This is a genomic window from Frigoribacterium sp. ACAM 257 (assembly GCF_007954365.1).
Taxonomy (GTDB): domain Bacteria; phylum Actinomycetota; class Actinomycetes; order Actinomycetales; family Microbacteriaceae; genus Frigoribacterium.
In genome coordinates, this window is record NZ_VOLO01000003.1 from 267,413 (window position 1) to 294,297 (window position 26,885).

At 72.0% G+C, this 26,885-nt stretch carries 24 protein-coding genes and 2 tRNA genes; 16 read left to right on the top strand and 10 right to left on the bottom strand.

The annotated features are described in order from the left end of the window. Window positions 1-70: 70 nt before the first annotated feature. The 3 genes from ES689_RS11080 to ES689_RS11090 all read left to right on the top strand — a co-directional run bounded on the left by ES689_RS11080 (window position 71) and on the right by ES689_RS11090 (window position 4,492). Window positions 71-3,034: a UPF0182 family protein gene (locus ES689_RS11080; RefSeq protein ID WP_146904273.1), complete on the top strand. Its 2,964-nt coding sequence runs from the start codon at window positions 71-73 to the stop codon at window positions 3,032-3,034. 154 nt (window positions 3,035-3,188) lie between these two features. Then, a tRNA-Met gene (locus tag ES689_RS11085) sits at window positions 3,189-3,265 on the top strand. Between the two features lie 87 nt (window positions 3,266-3,352). Further along, window positions 3,353-4,492, top strand: a complete 1,140-nt coding sequence (locus ES689_RS11090; protein ID WP_146904276.1) for a glycerate kinase — start codon at window positions 3,353-3,355, stop codon at window positions 4,490-4,492. A gap of 25 nt (window positions 4,493-4,517) precedes the next feature. On the opposite strand, the gene ES689_RS11095 is transcribed toward ES689_RS11090, so the two are convergent. After that, window positions 4,518-5,717, bottom strand: coding sequence for an aminotransferase class I/II-fold pyridoxal phosphate-dependent enzyme (locus ES689_RS11095; RefSeq protein ID WP_146904279.1), 1,200 nt, complete (start codon window positions 5,715-5,717; stop codon window positions 4,518-4,520). Between the two features lie 159 nt (window positions 5,718-5,876). Between ES689_RS11095 and ES689_RS11100 the strand changes: the two genes are divergently transcribed. The 6 genes from ES689_RS11100 (at window position 5,877) to ES689_RS11125 (ending at window position 12,331) form a co-directional block, all read left to right on the top strand. Then, a complete protein-coding gene (locus ES689_RS11100) occupies window positions 5,877-7,697 on the top strand; it encodes a S1C family serine protease (RefSeq protein WP_146904282.1) in 1,821 nt (606 codons plus the stop codon). Window positions 7,698-7,844: 147 nt separating this feature from the next. Then, the gene (locus ES689_RS11105) at window positions 7,845-8,888 is read left to right on the top strand and encodes a glycosyltransferase family 2 protein (protein WP_146904284.1); all 1,044 of its coding nucleotides are present in this window, start codon (window positions 7,845-7,847) and stop codon (window positions 8,886-8,888) included. Between the two features lie 9 nt (window positions 8,889-8,897). Continuing rightward, window positions 8,898-9,704 (top strand): CDP-alcohol phosphatidyltransferase family protein, encoded by an 807-nt coding sequence (locus tag ES689_RS11110; RefSeq protein ID WP_146904289.1) that lies wholly within the window; start codon window positions 8,898-8,900, stop codon window positions 9,702-9,704. Between the two features lie 26 nt (window positions 9,705-9,730). Beyond that, the gene (locus tag ES689_RS11115; RefSeq protein ID WP_146904292.1) at window positions 9,731-10,600 is read left to right on the top strand and encodes a glycosyltransferase family 2 protein; all 870 of its coding nucleotides are present in this window, start codon (window positions 9,731-9,733) and stop codon (window positions 10,598-10,600) included. A 60-nt stretch (window positions 10,601-10,660) separates the two neighbouring features. Beyond that, window positions 10,661-11,926 carry a CDP-glycerol glycerophosphotransferase family protein gene (locus ES689_RS11120; RefSeq protein WP_223269545.1) on the top strand — a complete coding sequence of 422 codons (1,266 nt, stop codon included), beginning with the start codon at window positions 10,661-10,663 and terminating at the stop codon, window positions 11,924-11,926. A 96-nt stretch (window positions 11,927-12,022) separates the two neighbouring features. Further along, window positions 12,023-12,331 (top strand): helix-turn-helix domain-containing protein, encoded by a 309-nt coding sequence (locus ES689_RS11125; RefSeq protein ID WP_123548159.1) that lies wholly within the window; start codon window positions 12,023-12,025, stop codon window positions 12,329-12,331. Here ES689_RS11125 and ES689_RS11130 read toward each other — a convergent pair. The 5 genes from ES689_RS11130 to ES689_RS11150 all read right to left on the bottom strand — a co-directional run bounded on the left by ES689_RS11130 (window position 12,321) and on the right by ES689_RS11150 (window position 15,850). Further along, entirely contained in the window at window positions 12,321-12,605 is a 285-nt protein-coding gene (locus tag ES689_RS11130) for a hypothetical protein (protein ID WP_146904295.1), read from the bottom strand. The two genes, ES689_RS11125 and ES689_RS11130, sit on opposite strands and share 11 nt — an antisense overlap. A 125-nt stretch (window positions 12,606-12,730) precedes the next feature. Continuing rightward, complete coding sequence (locus tag ES689_RS11135) at window positions 12,731-13,519, bottom strand: hypothetical protein (RefSeq protein ID WP_223269546.1); 789 nt, start codon at window positions 13,517-13,519, stop codon at window positions 12,731-12,733. Between the two features lie 9 nt (window positions 13,520-13,528). Continuing rightward, a complete protein-coding gene (locus ES689_RS11140) occupies window positions 13,529-14,293 on the bottom strand; it encodes an ABC transporter ATP-binding protein (protein ID WP_146904298.1) in 765 nt (254 codons plus the stop codon). Continuing rightward, the gene (locus ES689_RS11145) at window positions 14,293-15,090 is read right to left on the bottom strand and encodes an ABC transporter permease (RefSeq protein WP_146904301.1); all 798 of its coding nucleotides are present in this window, start codon (window positions 15,088-15,090) and stop codon (window positions 14,293-14,295) included. Before ES689_RS11145 ends, ES689_RS11140 begins: the two co-directional genes overlap by 1 nt. A 49-nt stretch (window positions 15,091-15,139) precedes the next feature. Further along, window positions 15,140-15,850 carry an NTP transferase domain-containing protein gene (locus tag ES689_RS11150; protein WP_223269547.1) on the bottom strand — a complete coding sequence of 237 codons (711 nt, stop codon included), beginning with the start codon at window positions 15,848-15,850 and terminating at the stop codon, window positions 15,140-15,142. A 364-nt stretch (window positions 15,851-16,214) separates the two neighbouring features. On the opposite strand from ES689_RS11150, the gene ES689_RS11155 reads away from it, so the two are divergent. From ES689_RS11155 to ES689_RS11165, 3 genes are read left to right on the top strand one after another with little or no spacing between them, the layout of a single operon-like run. After that, a complete protein-coding gene (locus ES689_RS11155) occupies window positions 16,215-17,705 on the top strand; it encodes an ABC transporter ATP-binding protein (protein WP_223269548.1) in 1,491 nt (496 codons plus the stop codon). Beyond that, complete coding sequence (locus ES689_RS11160) at window positions 17,681-19,246, top strand: ABC transporter permease (RefSeq protein ID WP_146904303.1); 1,566 nt, start codon at window positions 17,681-17,683, stop codon at window positions 19,244-19,246. Before ES689_RS11155 ends, ES689_RS11160 begins: the two co-directional genes overlap by 25 nt. Before the next feature lie 24 nt (window positions 19,247-19,270). Then, complete coding sequence (locus tag ES689_RS11165; RefSeq protein ID WP_146904305.1) at window positions 19,271-19,531, top strand: DUF3039 domain-containing protein; 261 nt, start codon at window positions 19,271-19,273, stop codon at window positions 19,529-19,531. A gap of 28 nt (window positions 19,532-19,559) precedes the next feature. Here the strand turns inward: ES689_RS11165 and ES689_RS11170 are convergent, their stop codons facing one another. Next, on the bottom strand, window positions 19,560-20,852 hold the full coding sequence (locus ES689_RS11170) for a nicotinate phosphoribosyltransferase (protein WP_146904308.1): 1,293 nt from the start codon (window positions 20,850-20,852) through the stop codon (window positions 19,560-19,562). An 81-nt stretch (window positions 20,853-20,933) separates the two neighbouring features. Here ES689_RS11170 and murI point away from each other — a divergent pair, with 81 nt between their 5' ends. The 3 genes from murI (at window position 20,934) to ES689_RS11185 (ending at window position 23,254) form a co-directional block, all read left to right on the top strand. Further along, the gene (murI, locus tag ES689_RS11175; RefSeq protein ID WP_146904311.1) at window positions 20,934-21,791 is read left to right on the top strand and encodes a glutamate racemase; all 858 of its coding nucleotides are present in this window, start codon (window positions 20,934-20,936) and stop codon (window positions 21,789-21,791) included. A gap of 117 nt (window positions 21,792-21,908) precedes the next feature. Then, window positions 21,909-22,655: a ribonuclease PH gene (gene rph / locus ES689_RS11180; protein ID WP_146904314.1), complete on the top strand. Its 747-nt coding sequence runs from the start codon at window positions 21,909-21,911 to the stop codon at window positions 22,653-22,655. Continuing rightward, entirely contained in the window at window positions 22,652-23,254 is a 603-nt protein-coding gene (locus ES689_RS11185; protein ID WP_146904319.1) for a non-canonical purine NTP pyrophosphatase, read from the top strand. The genes rph and ES689_RS11185 overlap by 4 nt, the downstream gene beginning before the upstream one ends. 159 nt (window positions 23,255-23,413) lie before the next feature. On the opposite strand, the gene ES689_RS11190 is transcribed toward ES689_RS11185, so the two are convergent. The 3 genes from ES689_RS11190 to ES689_RS11200 all read right to left on the bottom strand — a co-directional run bounded on the left by ES689_RS11190 (window position 23,414) and on the right by ES689_RS11200 (window position 25,611). After that, complete coding sequence (locus ES689_RS11190) at window positions 23,414-24,163, bottom strand: DedA family protein (protein ID WP_146904322.1); 750 nt, start codon at window positions 24,161-24,163, stop codon at window positions 23,414-23,416. Window positions 24,164-24,202: 39 nt separating this feature from the next. Further along, a tRNA-Leu gene (locus tag ES689_RS11195) sits at window positions 24,203-24,284 on the bottom strand. Between the two features lie 55 nt (window positions 24,285-24,339). Further along, window positions 24,340-25,611, bottom strand: a complete 1,272-nt coding sequence (locus ES689_RS11200) for an MFS transporter (protein WP_146904325.1) — start codon at window positions 25,609-25,611, stop codon at window positions 24,340-24,342. Between the two features lie 89 nt (window positions 25,612-25,700). Here ES689_RS11200 and mnmA point away from each other — a divergent pair, with 89 nt between their 5' ends. Beyond that, the gene (gene mnmA, locus ES689_RS11205) at window positions 25,701-26,822 is read left to right on the top strand and encodes a tRNA 2-thiouridine(34) synthase MnmA (protein ID WP_146904328.1); all 1,122 of its coding nucleotides are present in this window, start codon (window positions 25,701-25,703) and stop codon (window positions 26,820-26,822) included. Window positions 26,823-26,885: the final 63 nt, after the last annotated feature.

The following is a 26,885-nucleotide window of genomic DNA, read 5'->3' on the forward strand; positions in this document are numbered from 1 at the left end:
GGCTCGCAGGCAGCGCGGGAGCGGCCCCCGTAGGATGGCCGTCCACGTCCCCTGATCCAGGAGCAGCCACTTGACGTCACCCGCATCGTCGCGACCCGCACGACGCTCGCCCCGATTGCCCGTCCTGGTGACGGTGGCGGTCCTCGCCGCCCTGGTCATCGCCTTCTTCATCTTCTCGTCGCTCCTGACCGACTACCTCTGGTACGACCAGCTGGGCTTCGCCAACGTGCTGACGACCCAGTGGCTGGCCGGGGCGGCGATGTTCTTCGTCGGCTTCGTGGCCATGGCCGTGCCGGTCTGGGTGAGCATCGAGGTCGCGTTCCGGTTCCGGCCGGTCTACGCCAAGCTCAACTCGCAGCTCGACCGCTACCAGCAGGTCATCGAGCCGCTGCGCCGCGTCGTCGTGATCGGGGTCCCCGTGGTCCTGGGGCTGTTCGCCGGCATCGCGACCTCGACCAACTGGCAGACCACCCTCCAGTGGCTCAACCGGACGCCCTTCGGGCAGACCGACCCGCAGTTCGGGCTGGACGTGGGGTTCTACGTCTTCGAGCTGCCCTTCTACCAGGGTGTCGTCGGCTTCGCGTCGGCGGTCGTGCTGATCAGCGGCATCGCCGCGGTCGCGACGAGCTACCTGTACGGCGCCCTGCGCTTCTCGGGCCGAGACGTCCGCATCTCGCGCGTCGCGCGCATCCAGCTGGCCGTCACCGCCGCCGTCTACCTGCTCCTCCAGGGCATCAGCCTCTGGCTCGACCAGTACGCGACGCTGTCGGACGGCACGAACAAGCTCATCACCGGCGCCACGTACACGGACGTCGCCGCGGGCATCCCCGGCAAGCAGATCCTGGCGCTCGCCGCCGCGGTCGTGGCCGTGCTGTTCGTCGTGACGGCGATCATCGGTCGCTGGCGTCTGTCGGTCATCGGCACCGCCGCGCTCATCATCATCAGCATCATCGTCGGCGGCATCTACCCCTGGATCGTCCAGCGCTTCCAGGTCGAGCCGAGCGAGCGCACGGTCGAGTCGACGTACATCGACCGGAACATCCAGGCCACCCGGGACGCCTACGGCGTCGCGGACGTCGAGGAGCAGCCGTACGACGCCGTCTCCGACGCCGGCGCGGGCGCCCTCGCGGGCGACGCGGTCACGACCGCGAACATCCGCATCATCGACCCGGCCCTCGTCACGGACGCCTTCGCGCAGCTGCAGCAGTACCGCCAGTACTACAGTTTCCCCGAGCAGCTCTCGGTCGATCGCTACACGATCGACGGCGCCACCCAGGACACGGTGATCGCCGTGCGCGAGCTGAACACCGACCAGCTCGGCAGCTCGGCCACGCCCTACAACACGACGTTCGTCTACACGCACGGCTACGGCGTGGTCGCCGCCTACGGGAACCAGCGGTCGGCGGACGGCCAGCCCGTGTTCCTCGAGTCCGGCATCCCCGTCACCGGCGCCCTCGGCGACTCGGACGAGTACGAGCCGCGCATCTACTTCGGCCAGGAATCGCCGGCCTACTCGATCGTCGGGGGCGACGGCGGCGACGACGTCGAGCTCGACTACCCGTCGGGCAGCAACGACAACGGGACGAACCAGACGACGACCTTCAGCGGCGACGGCGGGCCCAAGCTCGACAGCGCGTTCAAGAAGCTCATCTACGCCATCAAGTTCCAGTCCGAGCAGGTGTTCCTGTCGGACGCTGTCAACGACAACTCACAGATCCTCTACGACCGCGACCCCGCGCAGCGCGTCCAGAAGGTGGCGCCGTACCTGACCATCGACAGCGCTCCCTACCCTGCCGTCGTCGACGGCAAGGTGAAGTGGATCGTCGACGCCTACACGACGACGCGCGAGTACCCGTACTCGAACCCGCAGGCCCTGTCCGACGCGATCGCCGACACCTACACCGAGCGACCGGTCTACGCGTCGAACGAGATCAACTACATCCGCAACTCGGTGAAGGCCACGGTCGATGCCTACGACGGTTCGGTCGACCTCTTCGCGTGGGACACGGAGGACCCGGTTCTGAAGACGTGGGAGAAGATCTTCCCGTCGACGGTGAGCCCGCTCAGCGACATGAGCGTCGAGCTCATGCAGCACGTCCGCTACCCGCAGGACATGTTCAAGGTGCAGCGCGCCATCCTCGGCACGTACCACGTCACCGACGCCGACTCGTTCTACTCGAGCGACGACGCGTGGGTCACGCCCAACGAGCCCACGAGCAACGCGGCGAGCCCGCCGCTGCAGCCGCCGTACTACCTGACGCTGCAGCTGCCCGACCAGGATCCGGCGTTCTCCATCTACTCGACCTACATCCCGCAGCAGTCGGGCGAGAACGCGAGGAACGTGCTGACCGGATACCTCGCGGCCAACGCGGACGCCGGTTCGACACCGGGGGAGATCTCGGACGACTACGGGAAGCTCTCGCTGTTGACCCTGCCGAAGACCGACACCGTCCCTGGTCCCGGTCAGGTGCAGAACAACTTCAACACCGACACGGCCGTCGCCAACCAGCTGGCGCTCCTCACCCGTGGCGACACGAGCGTGGTGCGGGGCAACCTGCTGACGCTCCCCGTCGGGGGCGGTCTGCTCTACGTCCAGCCCATCTACGTGAAGTCCAACTCCGAGACGTCGTACCCGGTGCTGCAGAAGGTGCTGGTCTCGTTCGGCGAGAAGATCGCCTTCGAGGACACCCTCAACGGCGCGCTCGACTCGCTGTTCGGCGGGAACTCGGGAGCCGTGGCCGGTGACGACGGGGTCCCCGAGACGGACGACGGCACGTCGACCGACACGGGCGGGGACACCGGCGGAGACACGGGCACCGACACGGGGGCGACCGACCCGGGCACGGCTTCTCCGGCTCCCGACGCCGGCACGGGCACCGGCAACTCGGCGCTCGACTCGGCCCTGGCCGACGCTCAGTCGGCCCTGGACGACCGCGCCGCGGCGTACGCCTCGAACGACCTGGTGGCGGCGGCCGAGGCCGACCAGCGCCTCCAGACAGCTCTCGAGGACGCAGTGGCAGCCAGCGGCCAGTGAGGTCCTGCCACGACGGCGACGGCCGCTCCTCGACTCGTCGAGGAGCGGCCGTCGCCGTCTCCGCCGTCGCCCGGGTGTGCGCGGGGGTCGGACCGCGCTCCGCTCGGCCTCGATTTGTCCGGTGCCACTTCCCGTGATAAGTTTCTTCTCGTGCCGCGGGGTGGAGCAGTTCGGTAGCTCGCTGGGCTCATAACCCAGAGGTCGTAGGTTCAAATCCTGCCCCCGCAACCATCGCAGCACACACGATAGAAGCCCTGATCATCTGATCAGGGCTTCTGTCGTTCTCAGTCTCGACAGCTCGTGTGCCAGGGTGTCCCTGTGCCAGACCTCGTCGTCGTCATCGCGCCCGACTCGTTCAAGGGGAGCGCGGGCGCAGCCGCCGTGGCCTCCGCCGTCGCCGGGGGCTGGCGATCCGCCCGGCCTGACGACCGCATCGTCGAGCTGCCGCTCGCGGACGGGGGAGAAGGCACCCTCGACGCCCTCGAGTCCGCCCTGTCGGCCTGCACCCGGCACGAGGTCGAGGTCCCGGGTCCCGACGGGCGGCCCGTCACGGCCTCCTGGCTGGTGCTCCCGGACGGCACGGCCGTGGCCGAGCTCGCCTCGTCCAGCGGCCTGGGGCTCATGTCGGCACCCGCTCCGTACGACGCCCACACCCGCGGCCTCGGTCGGGTCCTCGTCGCCGCCCTCGACGCAGGGGCACGTCGCCTCGTCGTCGGGCTGGGCGGCAGTGCCTCGACCGACGGAGGCGCCGGGCTCCTCACCGAGCTGGGCGCGCGGTTCCTCGACTCGCTGGGCGAGCCGGTCGTCGACGGCTCGCACGGGCTGAGCGCCACGGCGCGGGTCGACCTCTCCGGCCTGCGACCGCTCCCCGTGGGCGGGGTGGAGATCTGGTCGGACGTCACGGCGCCGCTGCTCGGGCACGACGGCACAGCCGCCGTGTTCGGTCCGCAGAAGGGAGCCACCCCCGATGACGTGCTCGCCCTGGAACGAGCGCTGGAGGGCTTCGCCGCGCTGGTGGACGTCGACCCGACGACCCCCGGTGCCGGCGCGGCGGGCGGAACGGGGTTCGGGCTGCTCGTCTGGGGCGCGTCCGTCGTCGCCGGGGCCGAGGCCGTCGCCGAGGCCGCGGGGCTCGACCGCCTCGTCGCGGCAGCCGACCTCGTCGTCACCGGGGAGGGCAGGTTCGACGCGCAGACGGCGGGCGGGAAGCTCGTCTCGTGGGTCGCCTCCTCGGCACGGGAGCACGGCGTGCCGGTGGCCCTCGTGGCCGGCCAGGTCACGACCAGCACGATCGGCTTCGTCGACGTCGTCGACGTCTCCGTGCTGGCCGGGGGCGCGGCCGCCTCGATGGCCGACCCGCAGCGCTGGCTCGGGGCGGCGGGATCGGACCTGGCCGAGCGGGCCGGCCTGCGTGCCGGAGCGGGCGACCCCCACGGCGCCGGAGGCGCGGGCGGCTGAGCCGGGGGAGGCGACGGACCCGTCGTCAGATCCGAAGGGCCGCCAGCTGACGAGCGGCCTGCTCGAGGACCTCGGTCCGCTTGCAGAACGCGAACCGGATGCGCGACGCGTGCTCGGCCGCCGCCTCCTCGTGGCAGAAGGCGCTCACCGGGACGCCGACGACGCCGGCGAGCTCGGGGAGGCGGCGGCAGAGGTCGGCAGCGTCGGAGAAGCCGAGCGGCGCGGCGTCGGCGACGACGAAGTACCCGCCCCGGGAGGGGGCGACGGTGAACCCGGCGGCGACGAGTCCCTCGGTCAGCACCTCGGCCCTGCGCTGCAGCCCGGACGCGAGGTCGGCGAACCACTGGTCGGGCAGGCCCAGCCCCACGGCGATCGCGGGCTGGAAGACCGAGCCGTTGACGAACGTGAGGTACTGCTTGACCGTCATCACCTTCGAGACGAGGTGCTCGGGACCGGTCAGCCAGCCGATCTTCCAGCCCGTCGTGCTGAACGTCTTGCCGCCGCTCGAGATGCTCAGGGTCCGGTCGGCGGCGCCCGGCAGGGTCGAGAGCGGCACGTGGACGGCGCCGTCGAAGAGGAGGTGCTCGTAGACCTCGTCGGTGACGACGACAGCGTCGTGACGGCGTGCCAGCTCGACCACCAGCTGCCTGGTCGCGACGTCGAGCACCGTGCCCGTGGGGTTGTGCGGGTCGTTCAGGACGACGAGGGCGGTGCGGTCGGAGAACGCCGCTCGGAGCTCGTCGTGGTCCACGGCGAACTCGGTCCCGTGCATCGGGACGGTGCGGTGGACGCCGCCTGCAAGGCCGATCACGGCCCCGTAGGCGTCGTAGAACGGCTCGAGGGTGACGACCTCGTCTCCCTCGTCGACCAGGGCGAGGATCGTCGCGGCCAGGGCCTCGGTCGCGCCGGCCGTGACGAGCACCTCCCGTTCCGGGTCGAGGTCGATGCCGTAGAACCGGCGCTGGTGCTCGGCGACGGCCTCGAGCAGCTCAGGCCTGCCGCGACCGGGCGGGTACTGGTTCAGGCCCCCGTCGAGGGCGGCGTGGGCCGCCTCGAGCACGGCCGCCGGGCCGTCCTCGTCGGGGAACCCCTGGCCGAGGTTGATCGCCCCGGTGCGCGCGGCCAGGGCAGACATCTCGGCGAAGACGGTGGGTGCGGCGCGGCCGGCGTCGTCGAGCAACATCGCGCCGCGCGCGGCGCGCTCCCAGGGGGCAGGTGCAGTCATGGTGCTGACACGGTACCCGCACGTCCGACCGCGTCGGCGGAGCCGGGGTGCCCCACATCGGCAGACGCATAAGCTGACCGCAGCCCGCTCCCAGGCGGGTCTTATGCACTGCACAGCTTGCGCGACCAGGCTGGCGGAGCTTGGAAGGAGCACACCCCCATGAACGAGACCCCCCGAGGCGCGGAAGACCACAGCGGTCGCGACCACGACCACGACGCCGACGCGACGAACGAGGCGCCGACGACCGGGGGCCCCGCCGAGGAGGCGCGGGCCGGGCGACCTGACACCGCGGGCCGTCCCGAGACGGCCGAGACCGCTCCGCTCGGGCAGGAGCCCCCGGTGACGTTCGGCGCCCCGCCCCTGCCGGGCAGCACCCCGGGCTCCCTGGCCGACGAGGCCGCCGCCCGTGCCGGCTCGGCCGACGGGCGCCCTGCCGCCCCCCAGCAGCCCGGTTCGTACCAGCAGCCTGGTTCGTACCAGCAGGCTGCGTCGTATCAGCAGCCTGGTTCGTACCAGCAGGCTGCGTCGTATCAGCAGCCTGCGTCGTATCAGCAGCCCGGTTCGTACCAGCAGCCTGCGTCGTATCAGCAGCCCGGTTCGTATCAGCAGCCTGCGTCGTATCAGCAGCCTGCGTCGTACCAGCAGCCTGGCTCGCACCAGCAGCCGTCGCCCTCCCCGCAGCCGCCCCAGTACGCCCAGGCCTCGCCTCAGCAGCAGACGGACGCGTTCGGGCGGCCGACCGCAGGCGGTGCTCCCCAGGGCGCGGCCTCCTGGGCCCCGCCGACCTCGACCACCACGAAGCGCCGTGGGGGCAGGGGCGTCCTCGCCGCCGCCCTCGCGGTCGGCCTGATCGCCGGCGGCGCGCTCGGCGGCGTCGTCGGGGGAGTCGTCGCGGACGGTCGGGGCGGCACGACCGCGTCGAGCGGCCCGTCCCGTGAGCTCACCGTCAACGACTACGCCGACGCCACGGCCATCACCGCGGTCGCGGCGAAGGCCACCCCCTCCGTCGTCACCATCAACGTCGCCAGTGGATCGTCGGGCGGCACGGGGTCGGGCGTGATCGTGTCCGACGACGGCTACATCGTCACCAACACGCACGTCGTCACCCTCGACGGGGCCAGCGCCTCCGGCACGGTGACCGTCACGCTCAGCGACGGCAACATCCTGCCCGCCGAGGTCGTGGGGCTCGACCCGACGGTCGACCTCGCCGTCCTCAAGGTCGACGCCACGGGCCTGAAGCCCATCACCTTCGCGGACTCGTCGAAGCTCAACGTGGGCGACACGGCCGTGGCGATCGGTGCGCCCCTGGGCCTCTCGAACACCGTCACCGACGGGATCGTGTCGACCCTGAACCGCAGCATCACCGTGCAGTCCTCGGCGGCGCCGAGCGACGGCAGCGACCAGGGCGACCAGGGCGACAACAACGGCCAGGGGCCGTTCTCGTTCAACAACGGCGACGGCGGCACCCAGAACCAGGCGAGCAGCGTGATCTCGCTCCCGGTCATCCAGACCGACGCGTCGATCAACCCGGGCAACTCGGGCGGCGCGCTGCTCGACTCCCAGGGCGACCTGATCGGCCTGAACGTGGCGATCGCCAGCTCGGGCTCGTCCTCGGGCAGCATCGGCGTGGGCTTCTCGATCCCCTCCGCCCTCGTGCAGCGGGTCTCGAAGGAGATCATCGCGGACGGCAGCGCCACCCACGGCCTGCTGGGCGCGAGCGTCGACGACGCGGCGACGGCACAGGGCGCGGACCGGGTCGGCGCGTTGATCGTCGAGATCAGCCAGGGAGGCGCGGCGCAGGCGGCCGGGCTGCGGGCCGGCGACGTGGTGACCGAGTTCAACGGCATCGCGGTCACGAGCCGCACGGACCTCACGGCGCAGGTCCGCTTCCTGGCCGGGGGCGCCACCGCCGAGCTGACGTACGTGCGAGACGGCGCGGAGGCGACCGCCGAGGTGACGCTGGACACGCTGACGAGCTGACCTCGGGGACGAGAGCGCTCCTCCTCAGGGCGGGCCGGTGCAGCTGCTGCCCCGGCCCGCCCTGCGTCCGCGATAGGCTCGGCGGGATCTCCGCGGGGCTCCGGCCTCGTCCGTCAGCGCGTCAGCGCCGCATCCCGAGGCCCCTCCATGACCTTCCCCGACAGCCCGGCGCCCGGCGTGTCCTACGTCATGCCCGTGCTCAACGAAGAGCGAGAGATCCGCGCTGCCGTCGAGAGCCTCATCGACCAGGACTACGAGGGTCCGTTCGAGGTCCTCCTGGCCCTCGGGCCGAGCGTCGACCGCACCAACGAGGTCGTCGCGGCGATGTCGGCGGCCGACCCCCGCATCCGCAGCCTGCCGAACCCGGTCGGCTCCACTCCGGCCGGGCTCAACGTCGCCATCCGCGCCAGCGTGCACCCGATCACCGTGCGCGTCGACGCCCACTCCGTCCTGCCGCGCGACTACACGCGTCTGGCCGTCGGGGCGCTGCGTCGCAGCGGCGCCGACAACGTCGGCGGCATCATGCTGGCCGAGGGGCGCACGCCCTTCGAGAAGGCCGTCGCCCGGGCGTACGGCAGCCGGGTCGGGCTGGGCGGCACACCGCACCACGTCGGAGGCGCGGAGGGGCCGACCGAGACCGCCTACCTCGGCGTGTTCCTGCGCCACCGCCTCCTCGAGGTCGGCCTGTTCGACGAAGGGGTCAAGCGCGGCCAGGACTGGGAGCTCAACCGACGGCTCCGCGCCACCGGGGGGATCGTCTGGTTCACCCCCGACCTCGTCGTCACCTATCGGCCGCGTCCCAGCCTCCGCAAGCTCGCCCGGCAGTTCGTCGCCACGGGGCTCTGGCGGGGCGAACTCGCGCGCCGTTTCCCCAAGGCCAACACCCTGCGCTACCTCGTGCCCCCGGCCATGGTGGTCGGCGTCGCCCTCGGCGTGCTCGCCGGGCTGGTGGGCCTCGTCGGTGCGCTGACGGGGACGGCGGCGGCATGGGCGCTGCTGGGGCTCGTCGTGCCCGGCCTCTACGTCGTCTTCGTCGTGCTGGCCGCCGTCCTCGTGGCCCGTGGTGACGGTCTCCGCACGCGGCTGTGGTTTCTCGTAGTCTTGCCTTCCATCCACTTCGGCTGGGGGCTCGGCTTCGTGGCGGGGTTCCTCGACCTGACGGGGAACATCACCGCGCACACGGGAAGATAGCCTCACGCCATGACCGCGCTGCCCACGCGTCCCACGTCCATCGCCGAGCTGCGACGGGTGGCCCAGCCGCCCGAGGTCCGCAGTCGCGCCAACGCCGAGCACTGGACCGCCTCGCTCTACCTGCGCGACGTCTCGCCCTACCTCACGTGGTGGCTGCTCAAGACGAGCGTCACCGCGAACGGCGTCACCGGGCTCATGATCCTCACGGGCTGGGCCACCGCCGCGGCGCTGCTCGTGCCCGGCATCGGCGGCGCGATGCTCGCCCTCGTCCTCGGCCAGCTGCAGATGCTGGTCGACTGCTGCGACGGCGAGGTCGCCCGGTGGCGGGGGACGAGCTCGCCGGCCGGGGTGTTCCTCGACAAGGTCGGGCACTACTCGACCGAGGCCCTCATCCCCGTGGCGCTCGGGGTCCGGGCGGCCGGCTGGCCGTTCGACGTGCCCGCCGACTGGCTCTGGACGACGCTCGGCACGGCGCTGGCGCTCGTCATCGTCCTGAACAAGGCCCTCAACGACATGGTGCACGTGGCCAGGGCCAACGCCGGCCTGACCCGCCTCGAGGACAAGCGCGGCGGCGCGACCGTCCCCAGCGGGCGCCTCCTGTCGCGACTCCGCTCCGCCGCCCGTTTCGTCCCGTTCCACCGCCTCTACCACTCCGTCGAGCTGACCATGCTCGCCGTCGTGGCCGCCCTCGTCGGGCTGGTCGTGGGTGAGCCCCTCGCGGACCGGGTGCTCGTGTCCGTGCTGCTGCCGCTGTCCGTGGTCGCCCTCGTGGGCCACTTCGTCGCGATCATGGCGTCGAAGAGGGTCCGCTCCTGACCGCGTCGGCGCCCGGGGCTGCGCCCGTGTCGGTGCCCCGGGTCGGGGTCGTCAGCCTGACCCAGGGACGCCGGCCCGACGACCTGCGGCGCGGCCTCGAGACCGTGCTCGCGCAGGTCGGCGTCGAGGTGGACGTCGTGTGCGTCGGCAACGGCGGGGGCCCTGGCCCCGTGCCGGAGGGCGTGTCGGTCCTGGCCCTCCCCGAGAACGTCGGCATCCCCGCGGGGCGCAACCGCGGGGCCGAGCAGGTCTCGGGCGAGTGGGTGTTCTTCCTCGACGACGACGCCAGCGTCCCGTCCCCGACGTTCCTGGCCGACGCGATCGGCGTGATGCAGCGCGAGGGCGACGTGGGGCTCGTGCAGCCCCGCGTCGTCGACGCGTCGGGGGCGACGTCTCCGCGACGGTGGATCCCGCGGCTGCGCAAGGGCGACCCTGCCGAGTCGAGCGACGTCTTCTCGGTCTGGGAGGGCGCCACCGTGATGCCCCGTCGGGTCTTCGACACGTGCGGAGGCTGGGGCGAGCCCTATTTCTACGCCCACGAGGGCATCGAGCTCGCCTGGCGCGTCTGGGCCCAGGGGCTCCGGGTGCGGTACGAGGGCGGCCTCGTGGCCCACCACCCCGCGATCGACCCCGCGCGTCACGCCGAGTACCACCGGCTCAACGCCCGCAACCGGGTGTGGCTCGCGAAGCGGAACCTGCCCTGGCCGCTCGTCCCCGTCTACGTCGGCAGCTGGACCGCCGTCCAGGTGCTCCGCTGGGCGTCGACGCCCGCGCGGCTCCGCGCCTGGCTCGGCGGCTGGGCCGAGGGCTGGCGCACGTCTCCCGGTGGGCGTCGGTCCATCGGTTGGGTAACGGTCCTGCGCATGTCCAGGGCCGGCCGCCCCCCGGTGATCTAGCCTGGGACTGCTCGGTGCGCGACGGTCGTCGGGCACATCCGCACCACAGGAGGACCCTCCGTGCCCTTGAAACGGGATCTCTCGCTCGCCCGCGGACTGGCCGCGCGTGCCTGGAAGTCACGCCGTCAGCGGCGACGGCTCGAACGGCTCGGCGACGGCGCGCGACGACCGGCGGCCGGGACGATCCGGGTCGCCGTGTACTTCGCGGACACGGCGGTCAACATGTACCAGATCCGCCAGTGGTACGCGCCGCTCGCCCATCTCGCCGAGTCCGTCCCGGTCGCGATCGTCGCGCGCTCGCCCGGTGCGATGCTCGCCCTGCTGCAGGAATCGCCCGTCCCCGTCGTCTACGCACGCCAGGTCGTGGACCTCGAGCAGTTCGTCGAGTCACAGCCCCTCGCCATGACCCTGTACGTGAACCAGAACGCCAAGAACTTCCAGATGATGCGCTACGGGCGCATGTGGCACGTCTTCGTCAACCACGGCGAGAGCGACAAGATGTACATGACCACGAACCAGTTCAAGGCGTACGACTACGCCTTCATCGCCGGCGACGCTGCTCGGGCGCGCCTCGATGCCGCGCTCTGGGACTACGACCTCGACCGCCGAGCCCTGCACATCGGTCGACCACAGGCCGACCACGCGGCGGGGGCGCCTCCCTTCGAGCCGGACGACCGCATCGTCGTCCTCTACGCCCCGACGTGGGAGGGCGATCGCCCGGCGGCCACCTACGGGTCCATCGCGACGCACGGTCTCCGTCTGGCAGAGGCGCTGTTGGCGTCGGGGAGGCATCGGCTCGTCTATCGTCCGCACCCTCGGAGCGGCGTGGTCGATCGTGACTACCGTCGCGCGCACGAGGCCGTCGTCGCGGCGATCGAGGCCGCGAACGCGGCGACGCCCGGGGCCGGGCACATCTACGACACGAGCCCGCAGCTCGGCTGGCAGCTCACGACGGCGGACGTCGCCGTCACGGACGTCTCGGCGATGGTCTACGACCGCCTCGCCACGGGCAGGCCCCTCGTCGTGACGAGGCCGGCGTCCGCCGAGGCGGACGTCGACGAGCGAGGCTACCTGGGGGCCGCCGAGTGGCTCGAGGCCGGGGAGGCCGGCGACGTCGTCGACGTGGTGGACCGTGTCCGTGACGACCCGGAGGCCCGTCGGCGCCTCGAGCACTGGGTCCGCCGGTACTTCGGCGACACGACTCCCGGCGCCGCGACGGAGCGCTTCGAGGCGGCGGTACGGCAGCTCGTCCTTCGACGGGACGACTACGCTCGGCGCGCCGACGCCGCAGGCGCCGAACCTGCTGACGAGCCTCCCTCGCCCTAGGTGCAGCGACAGGAACAGGGCATGCAGCGCTCCTGGTCGTGGCATCTGAGCATCTGGCATCTGGACTCGCATCGCTGGGGGGCGTATCCATGAGGCATGCCCGATCCTTCGTCTCCTGCCGCCCTGCTCTTCGGTGAGCGTGTCCGGGGCGAGCGCCAGCGCCTCGGCCTCAGCCAGGACGAGGTCGCCCACCTCGCGGGGATGAACGTGTCGAACTACGGCAAGATCGAGCGCGGCGTCGGCAATCCCGTCCTGCACACGATCGTGCGCCTCGCAGCGGTGCTCGGCGTCGACCCGGCCGTTCTGGTCGGCGGCATGTCGGGCGACCACCTGCCGCCGGTGCTCGAGGCGTTCTCGGCTGCGGACTACGTCGCGGAACGCCGGGCCCGAGCCGTCAGAAGCTGAACCGCCAGAGGTACTCCTCACGGGACGGCCGGAACCACCGGACGACGGCGATCGAGCTCGACACGAGCTCCGGGCCGATGACGCTCAGGGCCATCGACTGGCCGGGCCCGAGCGTGGCGCTGCAGACGGGCACCAGCAGCCCGGAGCCGAGCAGGGTGACGCGCAGGGACGACACGGTCTCGTGGCCGACGTTGACGAGACGGACGATCCGTGGCCCGCGCGTGCGGTCGAGCCGGAAGGGGACGTTGTACGCAGTGGGTGCTGTCACGGTCATGCCGTGACGATAGGTCCGACCCCCGACCCTTCCCCTCCCGCCCTGTGGACAGCCCCCGGCACGGAGAAGACCACTGCCCGCGACCGACCTGCCCCTCGGTGCTGACCGCAGGGCGACGGGGAGCGTCAGGTCCCGAGCTCGACCGGGAACGAGGCGGGAGCCGGGCCGAAGGCCTCCCTGGCGCTCGTGACGACCTTGCGCCCCAACAGGTGGTTGCCGGTGCCCCCGACGACCGCGCCGATGCCGAACGGAACGGCCCGGCCGAGCACCGTCGCCGTCTGCGACGCGGCGAAGCGACGCACGAACTGCTTCCGGACCGTGTCGGTGAGCCCGCTGAGGGCCGTCTTCGGGAGCTTCTGCGTGACCAGCTCGCCCCAGAACGCACTGCGGGCAGGGGCCGTGCCCAGCGCCTCCCCGGCGAACTGCCGCACCAGGGTCGCACCGGGCGCTCCCATCATCATCGACATGACGAGTGCCCGGGCGCGTTCGGGATCGGTGACGGCGATGCCGTGCACCTCGGTCACCGACTGGGCGAACAGGGCGCTCGCCTCGAGGAACCCGGCGGTCTCGACCCCGGAGAGGGCGAGGGAGACTCCCCAGCCGACGCCGGGGATGACCGCACTCGCCCCGACGGCGGCCCCTCCGGACGTGACGGCTGTCAGGTACTCGCGTTCGAGGATGCGGATGAGCTTGGCAGGGTCGGCCTTGCGGTGGCGGCGCCTGAGAGCGGCGACGTGCTTGACGACCACGGGCCGCTGCACGGCGAGGAGGCGGTCGAGACGACGCAGCCACGCCGAGTCGACGACCTGGGCGTCCTGAGGTGCGGCCCGGTACGGCTCGGGGCTGCCGGTTCCGGGATCGATGCGGACGACATCGTCCTCGGCGGGACGGGGCGAGGAATGACGATCGGGCATCACCGGATGCTACGCCGTGGGCCGGGGAGGATGATCGGAGGAGTACCGGGCGAGGGCCTCGTCCAGGGGGCCGTCGAAGACGAGCTCGCCCCTGTCGAGGTAGAGCCCCCTGGCGCAGAAGCGCTTCAGGTCTCGTTCGTTGTGCGAGACGAGGAACAGCGTGCGACCGTCGGCCAGCATCTGCTCGATCCGTCCGTAGCACTTCTCGCGGAACGCCTTGTCGCCCACCGCGAGGACCTCGTCGACGAGGATGACGGGCTCCTCGAGCCGGGAGATGACGGCGAACGCGATCCGGACCTTCATGCCGCTCGAGAGGTGCTTGTAGGGGGTGTCGACGAACGCCGCGATCTCGGCGAAGTCGATGATCTCGTCGAAGCGCTCGTCGATCTCGTCCCGGCGCATGCCGTGCAGGCCGGCGGTCAGGTAGACGTTCTCCCGCACGGTGAGGTCCGCGACGAAGCCGCCCGTGATCTCGATGAGGGGGGCGACGCCTCCCGACACCGAGACCGACCCCGTGTCGGGGAGGATGACCTCGGCCACCAGCTTGAGCAACGTCGACTTGCCCTGCCCGTTGCGCCCCACCACGCCGATCGCCTCGCCTGCGCGGACGTCGAAGGACACGTCGCGGAGGGCCCAGAACTCACCGGGGCGGGACCGCCGGCTCGAGTCGGAGAAGAGGTCCTTGAACGACCGCCGCCCGCGGCGGTTGCGACGGAACCGGATGCCCACGCCCTCGACGCGGATCACGGGCTGGCCGTCGGTCACGGGAGTCATCAGATCTCCTTCAGCACGGCGCGCTCGCTGGCGCGGAAGACCCCGAGGCCGACGGCCAGGAGGAGCAGGCACATGCCCCCGCCGACCACGACCTCGAGCAGGTCGAGCTGATCGGGGAAGAACGCGGACCTGTACAGGCCGAAGATGCCGCTGAGCGGGTTGAAGGCGGCCAGGACGTGCAGGCTCTCGGGCAGGTCGCTCGTGCCGTAGATGATCGGGGACGCGTAGAAGAGGAACCGGAGGGCCAGCTTGGTCGCGCGCTCGAGGTCGCGGAAGAAGACGACGAGCGGAGCGACGATCAGCCCCACGCCGGCGACGAGCACGGTCTGCATGACCATGGCGAGGGGCAGGAACACCACCTGCCAGTGCAGCTCGGCCCGGCCGAGGATCGCGAACAGGGCGAGCACCGGCAGGCTCAGGGCGAACTCGATCCCCTTGGAGCCGACCAGGCGGAAGACCCAGATGGTCCGGGGGATCTTGGTCGACCGCACGAGCTTCGCCTCGCGGATGAACGCCCTGGTGCTGTCGGAGACCGCTCCGTTGAACCACATCCACGGAAGGAGGCCGCTGAGCAGGAAGACGATGTAAGGATCTTCTCCGACGGAACGGCGGAAGACCACCTGGAACACGAAGAAGTAGATCCCCGCCATGACCAGGGGATCGAGGATCGACCAGACGTAGCCCAGGGCCGACGTCGAGTACCGCACCTTGAGGTCACGGCTGGTGAGGAGCCAGAGCGTCTGGCGGTAGCGGGCGGCCCCGGTTCGCCGGGGGCGATCGGCCAGGGCTGTGCTCACAGATGTCCTCGGTGTCGGGGGACATCCCCGTCAGCGGGGCGGAGCCAGGTCACACGAAGAGGTTCGCGCGCTCCAGGTCCTCTGCGAAGTCGACCTCGACGGCGTAGAGGTCGGAGATGTCCACGGGCTCAAAGAGTAGCCCGTTCTGCTCGATGGCCAGTTCGATGCCGCGCTCGAAGTAGTCCTGTGCGTCGACCTTGGCGAGCTGGCGCATCAGCACGGCCTTGTCGGCCTTGGCGACGAAGTTGATGCCGACGGCCTCGCCGAGGCCGCCCACGACCTGCTTCGACAGCTGCGCGATGTAGCCCTCGGCGGTGGTCGTGTACTTGACCTCTTCGTCCGACACCTTGGAGGTGTTGACGGCGACGAACGACTGCTGGTCTCGGACCTGACGAGCGGCACGGCGGAGCGCCTCGGGGTCGAAGACGACGTCGCCGTTCATCCAGAGGACGCCGCCCGACGTGCTCGCGCGGAGCGCGCGCAGCAGGCTCTTGGAGGTGTTGGTCTGGTCGTACTGCTCGTTGTAGACGAAGGAGGCGGTGGGGAAGGCCTCGACGATGTGCTCGAACTTGTAGCCGACGACGACGGTGATGCGGGCGTCGGGCCCGAAGGCCGATCGGATGTTGTCGAACTGCTGCTGCATGATGGTGCGGCCGTCGCTCAGCTCGGTGAGGGCCTTGGGGAGCGAACGACCGAGGCGGCTGCCGAGGCCGGCGGCCAGGATCACGATCTGGGGGGCGGTGCTGTCTGTCTTGCTCACGTCTGTCTCCTCGTGGGGCTGACTGTCTGCCTGTCGTTCCGCGCCGGCCGGTGGTGAGGGCCGTCACGGTGCGCCGCCTCGACGTCGGATCGATGATCCGTGGGGGCGGGCCCCGCGTCTGGACAGGTGTCGAGTCGTGCTTCTGGCTCGTGCCCCGGGAGGTGCGGTCGGGCGCCGTCTCTGGCGCCCCTCCGTCTGGTGTTCGGGCGGCGTTCACCCTCGGGACTCGATGTGGACACGTCGTCGTGCTCGACCAGACTACAGTGACCGGTCGCTCGGCGGCAGGTCCGACCGAGGTCGTGTCCCTTTCGTGATGCGCGGCGGGACGGGCGTGCCGGACCCGCACGCTTGGTACGGTGGTGCGATGGCTTCCGCGCACGACGACCAGGAGGGTGCAGAGCACCCCGACGAGGCGACGCGCAGCGGCGGGGACACGCTCCACGGGGGGGATCAGATGGACGACGAGGCGACGCCTACGGACGCACCGGAGGGGGTGGCGGCGGTCGACGAGACCGGCCAGGACGAGTCGGGGCGGCGAGAGAAGCCCGGACGAGAGCGGACCCCGTCGCGAGGAGGCGGCTCGTCCGCGCCGCGGAGCCCCAGGACCACGTCGGCCGGACGCAAGCCCGCCTCGACCCGCACGGCTGCCGACCGGTCGGCAGCCGCCAAGAAGGCCGCGGCCACGCGCGCCGCCAACGCTCGTGCCCGGGCCGCGGCCGCCGCGGCGGCCGCCGCGGAGGAGGCCGCCGCCGCCGAGGCCGCCGCCCAGCAGGCGGCCCTCGCCGAGGAGGCCGTGGCCGAGCTCGAGACCGAGCCTGCCGAGGCGGAGCAGCCCGACGCGGAGCAGCCCGACGCGGAGCAGGTCGTCGACGATCCGGCGGTCGACGAGGCGGTGCCCGCAGGGGCCTCGTCCGACGAGGCCGTGTCCGGCGACGTCGCGCCCGAGGACGTCGCCCCCGCGACCTCCGAGGAGTCCACGGCGGACGATGCCGCCGAGGCCGAGGCCGACGGCGACCACGAGGCCGCGGATGCCGTCCTGGACGACGTGACGAGCCCCGACGACGCGGCCGCACCTTCTCCGGACGCCGCCGAGCGACCCGTCGTCCTCTCGATCAAGGGGATCGTGAAGAGGTACGGCACCACGGTCGCCGTCGAGGGCGTGGACCTCGACGTCCGCGCAGGGTCGTTCTACGGGATCGTCGGCCCCAACGGCGCGGGCAAGACGACGACGCTGTCGATCGTCACCGGACTCCTGCGGCCGGACGCGGGCAGCGTCTCGGTGCTCGGCTCCGACGTCTGGGACGACCCCGCCGCGGCCAAGCGCGCCCTCGGGGTGCTACCCGACCGCCTCCGGCTGTTCGACCGGCTCACGGGCGCCCAGCTCCTCTACTACTCCGCCACTCTCCGGGGGCTGGACGGCGTGACGGCTCGCAAGCGCTCGGCCGACCTCGCGGCGGCGTTCGGCCTGCAGGACGCCCTCGGTCGCCTCGTCGCCGACTACTCGGTGGGCATGACGAAGAAGATCGCCCTCGCGGCGGCCGTCATCCACTCGCCCCGCGTGCTGGTGCTCGACGAGCCGTTCGAGTCGGTCGACCCGGTGTCGGCGGCGACGGTGACGGAGGTTCTCCAGCGCTACGTCGCCGGCGGCGGCACGGTGTTGCTCTCGAGCCACAGCATGGACCTCGTCGAGCGCATCTGCGACAGCGTCGCGGTGATCGTCGACGGGCACGTCCTCGCGAGCGGCACGGTCGACGAGGTCAGGGCGGGGCGCTCGCTCGAGCAGACGTTCGTCGAGCTGGCCGGCGGCCGAGCCGTCACGGAGGGCATGGAATGGTTGCAGAGCTTCTCCGACTGAGGCTCCAGACGATCGCGAACACGGTGCGGCACGAGCCGCGCCGGCTGTTCGTCACGGTCGTGTCGGTCCTCCTCGTCCTCGGCGCCTCCTTCGCCGTCTCCGCCCTCGCGGGCTCGCTGCGCGACGACCCGTTGGCTGACGTCCGTGCGCTCGTGGTGGGCGCCGGTGCGCTCGTCGTCATCGCCTACGCCGTGCTGCCGTTCTCTCGGGTCCGGCCGCCGTGGAGCGATCCGCGCCGGCTGGCCGTCCTCGGCGTGCCCGAGGGGACGGCGGCCGTCGGCCTCGCTCTCGGCGGCGCCCTGGGACTGCCCGTGCTCGCGCTCGTCGCGGTCGCTCCCGGCTACGTGCGCTCGTGGGGCGAGGGGCAGGGCATCGCGTCGCTCGCCGTCCTCGCCGTCGTGCTCGCGGGCGCGACCGCGTACCTGGCGTCCCTGGTCGCGGCGACGATCAACAGCGTCGTGCTCACCACTCGACGGGCGCGTCAGCTCCTGCTCGCGGGGGGCGTGGTGGTCGCGGTGCTGCTCGTGCCGTACGTCATCGAGCTCGTCCGCGCGACGCTCCCCGGCGGCAGCACGAACGGCGTGCTCGCCGACGTGCTCGCCTGGACCCCGTTCGGCGCCGCCCTGGCCCTGCCCGGGCACGCCGCGGTCGGCGAGACGGGCCGCGTCGTCGCGGACCTCGTGGTCGCCGTCCTCACCCTCGTCGCCCTGTGGCTCGCGTGGCGGGCGCTCGTCGCCCGGGCCTTCGTCGACCAGCCCGAGCCCGACGTCGCGGACGACGCGGCGGGCCTCGGCTGGTTCGAGTTCGTCCGTGCGAGCCCGACCGGCGCGGTCGCAGGCCGCAGCCTCACCTACTGGATGCGCGACGCCCGCTACCGGATGTCGCTCGTCATCATCCCGATCCTGCCGCTCCTCGTCGTCCCGCTCGGCATCGCGGGGATCAGCTGGCACTGGCTCGCCCTGGTTCCGGTGCCCCTCATGTGCCTCCTCCTCGGCTTCCTCCCGCACAACGACGTCGCCTACGACAGCACGGCCCTCTGGCTCCACGTCGCGGCCGGCACGCGGGGCCTGGCCGACCGGATGGGCCGTCTCGCGCCTCCGCTGCTCATCGGGGTGCCCCTCGTCGTCCTGGGGTCGCTCGTCGCGACCTGGCTCTTCGGCGACCGGGGCGCGCTGCTGCCGGAGATCGGCGTGTCCGCCGGGCTGCTGCTGAGCGGCCTGGGGCTGTCGAGCGTCGTCTCGGCCGCGATGCCGTACCCGGCGGTGCGGCCGCACGACGATCCGTTCCAGCAGCCGCAGGCCCACGGCAGCGCCTCGGTCACCGCACAGGTCACGATGATCGGCGGAGCGATCCTGGCGACGTCCCCGTCGCTCTGGTTCGCCGGTCGCTACCTGCTGCAGGGGCAGCAGGGCGCCGACACGTGGTCCTTCGTGACGGGGCTCGCGGCGGGCGTCGTCGTGCTCGTCGTCGGCGTGGCGCTCGGCTCGCGCACGTTCACGCGGCGGGCTCCGGAGCTGCTGGCCTTCACCCTGCGCAGCTGACGCCCACGACGTACGATGGTCGCCATGAGCGACACACAGACCGGCGGCGGCCTCGACGTCATGGATCGTGAGCTGGAGAAGCTCCTCAACGAGGACGCCGTCGACCCCGGCGACCACGAGCGCTTCTCGCACTACGTGAAGAAGGACAAGATCATGGAGTCCGCCATGAGCGGCAAGCCCGTCAAGGCCCTCTGTGGCAAGAAGTGGACGCCGGGGCGGGACCCCGAGAAGTTCCCCGTCTGCCCGACCTGCAAAGAGGTCTACGAGAAGATGAAGTCCGAGTAGTCGACGTCCGTTCGCGGCCGGTGGCCGCTCACTCGTAGACCGTGGCCAGGACGGGGTCGCCCCGGCCGAGGCGGAACGCGCTCGGCGGCAGTTCGTCCACGGCCGCCTGGCGGTGGTCACGGGCACGCTGCACGCCCTGCGGGCCGGTCCATCGCTCGTCGACGACGCCGTCGGTCACGAGCGGCACCAGCAGCGGGCGTTCCTGGCCGTCGCCAGGGCCCCCGTCGCCGATGCGCACGAGCTCGGTCGTCGCCACCCCGTCGACGAGCACGCGCACCGGTGCCTTGCGGCCGCCGATCGTGGCCTTGTCGGCCGACTTCTTCGCGACCGACACCCACTCGCCGTCGCCGCCCTGCCGGGCGACGAGCTTGAAGACCATGCCCGCTGCCGGGTGTCCCGAGCCGGACACGACGGACGTGCCGACGCCGTAGCTGTCGACGGGAGCCGCGCGCAGGGCCGCGATCGTGTATTCGTCGAGGTCGTTCGTGACGGTGATCTTCGTGCTCGTGGCACCGAGGCCGTCGAGCTGGCCCCGCACCTGCGAGACGAGGGCGGGCAGGTCGCCGCTGTCGATGCGGACGGCGCCGAGGCCGGTGCCGGCGACGTCGACGGCCGTGCGCACCGCCTCCGGGATGTCGTACGTGTCGACCAGCAGGGTCGTGCCGGGTCCGAGGCTCGCGACCTGCGCCTCGAACGCCTCGCGCTCGCTGTCGTGCAGGAGGGTGAACGCGTGCGCGGCGGTGCCCATCGTGGGGACGCCCCACGTCCGGCCGGCCTCGAGGTTGCTCGTGGCGCCGAAGCCCGCGATGTAGGCGGCCCGGGCGGCGGCGACCGCACTGCGCTCGCCCGTCCGTCGTGAGCCCATCTCCGCGAGCGGTCGGCCGTCGGCCGCCGAGACCATCCGCGCCGCGGCGCTCGCCACGGCGGAGTCGTAGTTGAAGACGCTGAGCGCCAGCGTCTCGAGCAGCACGCCCTCGGCGAAGGTCGACTCGACGACGAGCAGCGGCGATCCCGGCAGGTACACCTCGCCCTCCGCGTAGCCGCGGATGTCACCCGAGAAGCGGTAGTCGGCGAGCCAGTCCACGGTGCGGTCGTCGACGACCCGGCCGTCCCGGAGCCAGGCGAGCTCGGCGTCGCCGAAGCGGAAGCGGCTCAGCTCGGCGAGGAACCGCCCGGTGCCGGCCACGAGGCCGTAGCGGCGGCCCTGGGGGAGGCGGCGGGCGAAGAGCTCGAACACGCACCGTCGGTCGGCGGTGCCGGCCCTGAGGGCCGCCTCCACCATCGTGATCTCGTAGCGGTCGGTCAGCAGGGCACTGGTCACGTCTCCACCCTAGGCGGGGGAGGGGGCAGGGACCAGGGCACCAGGCCGTGGCGCGCCTCCGTCCGGGTAGGCTCGACGACCGTGACGGACGCACCCATCGGAGTCTTCGACAGCGGCGTGGGCGGCCTGACCGTCTCGCGGGCCCTCATCGACCAGCTGCCGCGTGAGTCCGTCCTCTACGTCGGCGACACCGCGCACTCGCCCTACGGCCCGAAGCCGATCGCCGAGGTGCGCGAGTACGCCCTCGCCGTCATGGACGATCTCGTCGCCCAGGGCGTCAAGCTGCTCGTGATCGCCTGCAACACCGCCTCGGCGGCGGTGCTCCGCGACGCTCGTGAGCGCTACACGACGGGCGCCGGGATCCCGGTCGTCGAGGTCATCCAGCCCGCCGTCCGCTCCGCCGTGGGCCAGACGAGGAACAAGCGCATCGGCGTCATCGGCACCGAGGGCACCGTCCGCTCCCGGGCGTACGAGGACGCCTTCGCCGCTGCCGCCGACCTCCAGCTCTTCACCCAGGCGTGTCCGCGCTTCGTCGAGTTCGTCGAGGCGGGCGACACCTCGAGCCCCGAGCTCCGTGAGGTGGCGGCGGGGTACCTCGCCCCTCTGCGCGAGGCCGGCGTGGACACGCTCGTGCTCGGCTGTACTCACTACCCGCTGATGTCGGCGGCGATCCAGTACGTGATGGGCCCGGAGGTGCGCCTCGTCTCGAGCGCTGACGAGACGGCTGCGGACGTGTACCGCACCCTCGTGGACCACGACCTCGAGGCGCCGGCCGGCAGTGTGCCGCGCTACGAGTTCGAGGCCACCGGCGCCGACGCCGGCGCCTTCCTGAGGCTGGCGAAGCGGTTCCTCGGGCCCGAGGTCTCGCGCGTCGGGCACCTCGAGACCGGTGCCATCGAGCTGCCGGGCGGGCTGCGCGCGGGCGGCCCGCGCACCTGAGCACACGGTGCCGCACCGCACCGCACCGCAGCGCAGCGCAGCGCACCGCAGCGCACCGCACCGCACCAGACGAGACAGACCAGACCAGACCAGACCGACCCGACCAAGGGAGACACCATGACCGAGACGACCACCGAGCTCGTCCGCGCCGACGGACGCCGCGCCGACCAGCTGCGACGAGTCACCATCGAGAAGGGCTGGAGCGCGCAGGCCGAGGGGAGCGCCCTCGTGTCGTTCGGCGACACGAAGGTGCTGTGCACCGCCTCCTTCACCAACGGGGTGCCGCGCTGGCTGGCAGGCAAGGGCAAGGGCTGGGTCACGGCCGAGTACGCGATGCTGCCGCGCGCGACGGGCTCGCGCAACGACCGCGAGAGCGTCAAGGGCAAGATCGGCGGGCGCACCCACGAGATCTCGCGCCTGATCGGGCGCAGCCTGAGGGCCGTGGTCGACACGAAGGCCCTCGGCGAGAACACGATCGTGCTCGACTGCGACGTGCTGCAGGCCGACGGCGGCACGCGCACCGCGGCCATCACCGGGGCGTACGTCGCTCTCGCCCAGGCGATCGAGTGGGGCCGCGAGAAGAAGTTCATCGCCCAGAAGGCGACCCCGCTGACCGACAGCGTCGCCGCGGTCTCGGTGGGCATCGTCGACGGCGTCCCGCTGCTCGACCTCGCCTACGTCGAGGACGTCCGTGCCGAGACCGACATGAACGTCGTCGTGACCGGTTCCGGCCTGTTCGTCGAGGTGCAGGGCACGGCCGAGGGCGCGCCGTTCGACCGTCGTGAGCTCGGCGAGCTGCTCGACCTGGCCGTCGCCGGCGGTGCCGACCTGACCACCATCCAGAAGGAGGTGCTGGGCGCGTGACGCAGGTCGTCATCGCCACGCACAACCAGGGCAAGGTCCGCGAGCTGCGACTGCTCCTGGCCGAGACCGCGCCCGGCGTCGAGCTGGTCGCCTACGACGGCCCCGAGCCCGTCGAGGACGGCGACACCTTCGCCGCCAACGCGCTGATCAAGGCGCGTGCGGCGGCGGCCCACACCGGGCTGCCGGCCCTGGCCGACGACAGCGGCATCTCGGCCCACGCCCTCGGCGGCGCGCCCGGCATCCACTCGGCCCGGTACGCCGGCACCCGGGACGACGACGACAACATCGACCTGTTGCTTGCGAACCTCGTCGGCGCGGCCGACCGATCGGCCCACTTCTCGTGCGCTGCGGCGCTCGTCGTGCCGGCGTCCGCCGACGGCACGGTCGCGGCCCGCGAGCTGGTCGAGTACGGGGAGTGGCCGGGCGAGGTCCTGGAGGCGCGGGTCGGCACGGGCGGGCACGGGTACGATCCCGTGTTCCGGCCCGAGGGCGACGACCGCAGCGCGGCCGAGCTCACGCCCGACGAGAAGAACGCGGTCAGCCACCGGTCGCGTGCGTTCCGGGCCATCGCGCCGCACGTGGCTGCCCTCAAGGGCTGATCGCCGCCGTCGACCTGCGCGAGCTGATCGCCGCCGTCGATCCGTGCGCTCCGTGATCCAGGAGGCGGCGCGCCAGCGTTCCTGAACGCTGCAGCAGACAGGAACATCGGCACCTGATCCGCGAGGATCAGGACGGATCTTCCTGAATGAGGACGGGAGTCAGGCCTGGGTCGGCGTCTGGCCGGTGGGGGAGTCGGCGGCTGCGGAGCCGACGGCCGACGTGTCGAGCTCGCCGTCGGGGGTCGTGCCCTCGGCCTCGTGCTTCTTCGCCGTGTGGACGCCGTGGAAGTAGTGGATCGCGACGGGGATCAGCGTCGCGAGCACCGCGCCGAGCAGGATCAGGTCGATGTACGCGCTGACGAAGTCGGCGATCGGCGGGATGTGGCCGATCCCGAAGCCGAGCATGGTGACGCCGAAGCCCCAGAGGACTGCTCCGATGCCGTTGTAGAGCGAGTAGCGCCGGTAGCTCATGTGCCCGACGCCGGCCATGATCGGCGCGAAGGTGCGGACGACCGGGACGAAGCGGGCGATGATGACCGCGAGCGGGCCGAACCGCTCGAAGAAGGCGTTCGTCCGAGCGACGTTCGCCTTGCTGAACAGCCCGCTCTCTTTCCGCTCGAAGATGCGCGGCCCGATCTTGTGGCCGATCAGGTAGCCGAGCTCACCGCCGGCGAAGGCCGCGATCCCGATGAAGATCGCGATCAGCCAGATCGGCAGTCCGAGGGCGCCGGGGTTCGTGGCCGCGAGGATGCCCGTGATGATCAGCAGGGTGTCGCCGGGGAACAGGAACCCGATCAGCAGCCCGGTCTCGGCGAAGACGAGCAGGCAGACGCCCAGCACGGCCCAGGGGCCGAACGCCGACAAGAGGTACTCGGGGTCGAGCCACGAGATGGTCGCCAGAGGCAGCATGGTTCTCTTTCTCGAGGTGCCGGGATGCCAGGCTACTCGTGCGGGAGAAGGGACTTGAACCCTCACGCCCGAAGGCACAGGAACCTAAATCCTGCGTGTCTGCCAGTTTCACCACTCCCGCGGGCACGGTCGAGTGTACCGAGGCCCACGGGGTCGAGGAGGCGCAGGCCGGCCCGTCAGCGCAGCTCGCGCGGCACGTGCGGCGAGTACCGCGGCACGTAGCGCAGCAGGATGACGGCCCCGACGAGCCCGAGCACGCCCATCACCCCGCTCGCCAGCGAGATCGAGACGACGGCGGTCAGCCCGGAGATGAGCAGCGGCGCGGCCGCGCTGCCGGCGTCGCCCGTGAACCGCCAGGCGCCCAGGAACGGCGCCGGGTCGGCCCGGTCGGCGAGGTCCGCGCCGAGGGTCATGAGGATCCCGCTGCCGATCCCGTTCGCGAGCGACATGAACATCGCCACCGCGACGAACCAGCCGACCCGCGCGTCGAGGTCGTGGGTGAGCGACAACGCCAGATACGAGAGCGAGAGGCCGACCATCGAGGGGACGGCGCTCCAGAGACGGCCCCAGCGGTCCATGATCTGGCCGCTGGTGTAGAACAGCGCGAAGTCGACGGCGCCCGCGATGCCGATGATCAGCGCCGTCTGCGGCGCGCTGATGCCGATGCTCACGGCCCAGAGCGGCAGGATCACCTGGCGCCCGGCCCGCATCGCGCCGATCAGGGCGGCGCCGCTGCCGAGCTTGACGAGGACGCCGCGATGGCGGGCGAGCGTGCGGAACAGGCCCTCCGCCTCCTTCGCGACCTTCTCCTGGCCGGGGGTCGGGGCGTCGACGGGGACGGCCGCCGCTGCACGGCGCTCACGGAGCACCTCGGAGGGGTCGCGCAGCACGAGCAGCACGACGGCGGCGCCGAGGCAGCCGGCGACGTGGATCCAGAACGCGGACTGGGTCGAGCCGGTCAGGTGGATGGTGCCGGCCGCGAGGAACGGCCCGACGAAGTAGCCGAGCCGGAAGACGCCGCCGAGGCTGGAGAGCGCCCGCGCCCGGACCTCGACGGGCACGAAGCTCGTCATGAAGGCGTGCCGGGCCAGGGCGAAGACTGCGGTCGAGAGGCCGATCAGCAGCACCCCGCCGGCGAGCACCCACTCGTTCGGCGCCCACACGCAGGTCAGCAGCCCGACGATGCTCACGAGGGCGGCGGAGATCATGGCGGTGCGCTCGCCGATCCGGGAGACGAGCCAGCCGCTCGGGACGTCGCCGATCAGCTCGCCCACCAGGATGAGCGCCGCGACGAACGCCGCGAACGGCAGGGTCGCCCCGAGGTCGCTGGCGACGACGGGGATGATCGGGATGATCGCGCCCTCGCCGATCGCGAACAACGCGGCCGGGAGGAAGGCCGAGAGGGCGACGGACCGGAACGAGAAGGCGGGGGAGGGCGTCGACGTCATGGCACCGGCCACACTATGCCGGGCCGGTGACGTCCGACCGCCGGCGCCGCGCCCCGGCGGGCGTCGTCGCGGCTGCTTACACTTGACGGATGAAGATCCTCGCAGCGATGAGCGGCGGCGTCGACTCGGCGGTCGCCGCGGCACGGGCGGTCGAGGCCGGCCACGACGTCGTCGGGGTGCACCTCGCCCTCAGCCGGATGCCCGGCACCCTCCGCACCGGCAGCCGAGGCTGCTGCACCATCGAGGACTCGATGGACGCCCAGCGTGCCGCCGACGTCATCGGCATCCCCTACTACGTGTGGGACTTCAGCGAGCGGTTCAAGCTCGACGTCGTCGACGACTTCGTCGCCGAGTACGCGGCCGGCCGCACCCCGAACCCCTGCATGCGCTGCAACGAGCGCATCAAGTTCGCCGCCCTCCTCGAGAAGGCGCTCGCGCTCGGCTTCGACGCGGTCTGCACCGGGCACTACGCGACGATCGTCACCGACGAGCAGGGCGGGCGCGAGCTGCACCGCGCCTCCGCGTGGGCCAAGGACCAGTCGTACGTGCTCGGCGTGCTCACCGCCGAGCAGCTGGCGCACTCGATGTTCCCGCTCGGTGCGACGCCCTCGAAGGCCGAGGTGCGTGCCGAGGCGGCCGCCCGTGGCCTCAGCGTCGCGGCGAAGCCCGACAGCCACGACATCTGCTTCATCCCCGACGGCGACACCCGCGGCTGGCTCGCCGAGCGCGTCGGCGCCGAGCAGGGCGACATCCTCGACCGCGCGGGCGAGACGATCGGCACGCACCAGGGCGCGCACGCGTTCACGGTCGGGCAGCGCAAGGGCCTGAACGTCGGGTTCCCGTCGGACGACGGCAAGCCCCGCTTCGTGCTCGAGGTTCGACCGGTCGACAACACGGTGGTGGTGGGCCCGAAGGAGGCGCTCGACATCGCCGAGATCGCCGGCGGCTCGTACACGTGGGCCGGCCGCGCTCCGGTCGACCCCACGACGGCGTTCGACTGCGACGTGCAGATCAGGGCGCACGCCGACCCCGTCCCCGCCGTCGCGCGGGTGTCGGCGGTCGAGGGTAGAACGGAGCTCGTGATCACTCCGAACGAGCCCCTCAGCGGCGTCGCCCCCGGGCAGACCGCCGTCGTCTACGTCGGCACCCGCGTGCTCGGCCAGTGCACGATCGACCGGACGGTCAGCGCCGTGCCGGTCCCCGCGCCGTGAGCGGCGGTCCCGCGGCCGACGAGGCCCCCGGCAGCCGGGCCGTGACGGACGAGGCCGGGGCGG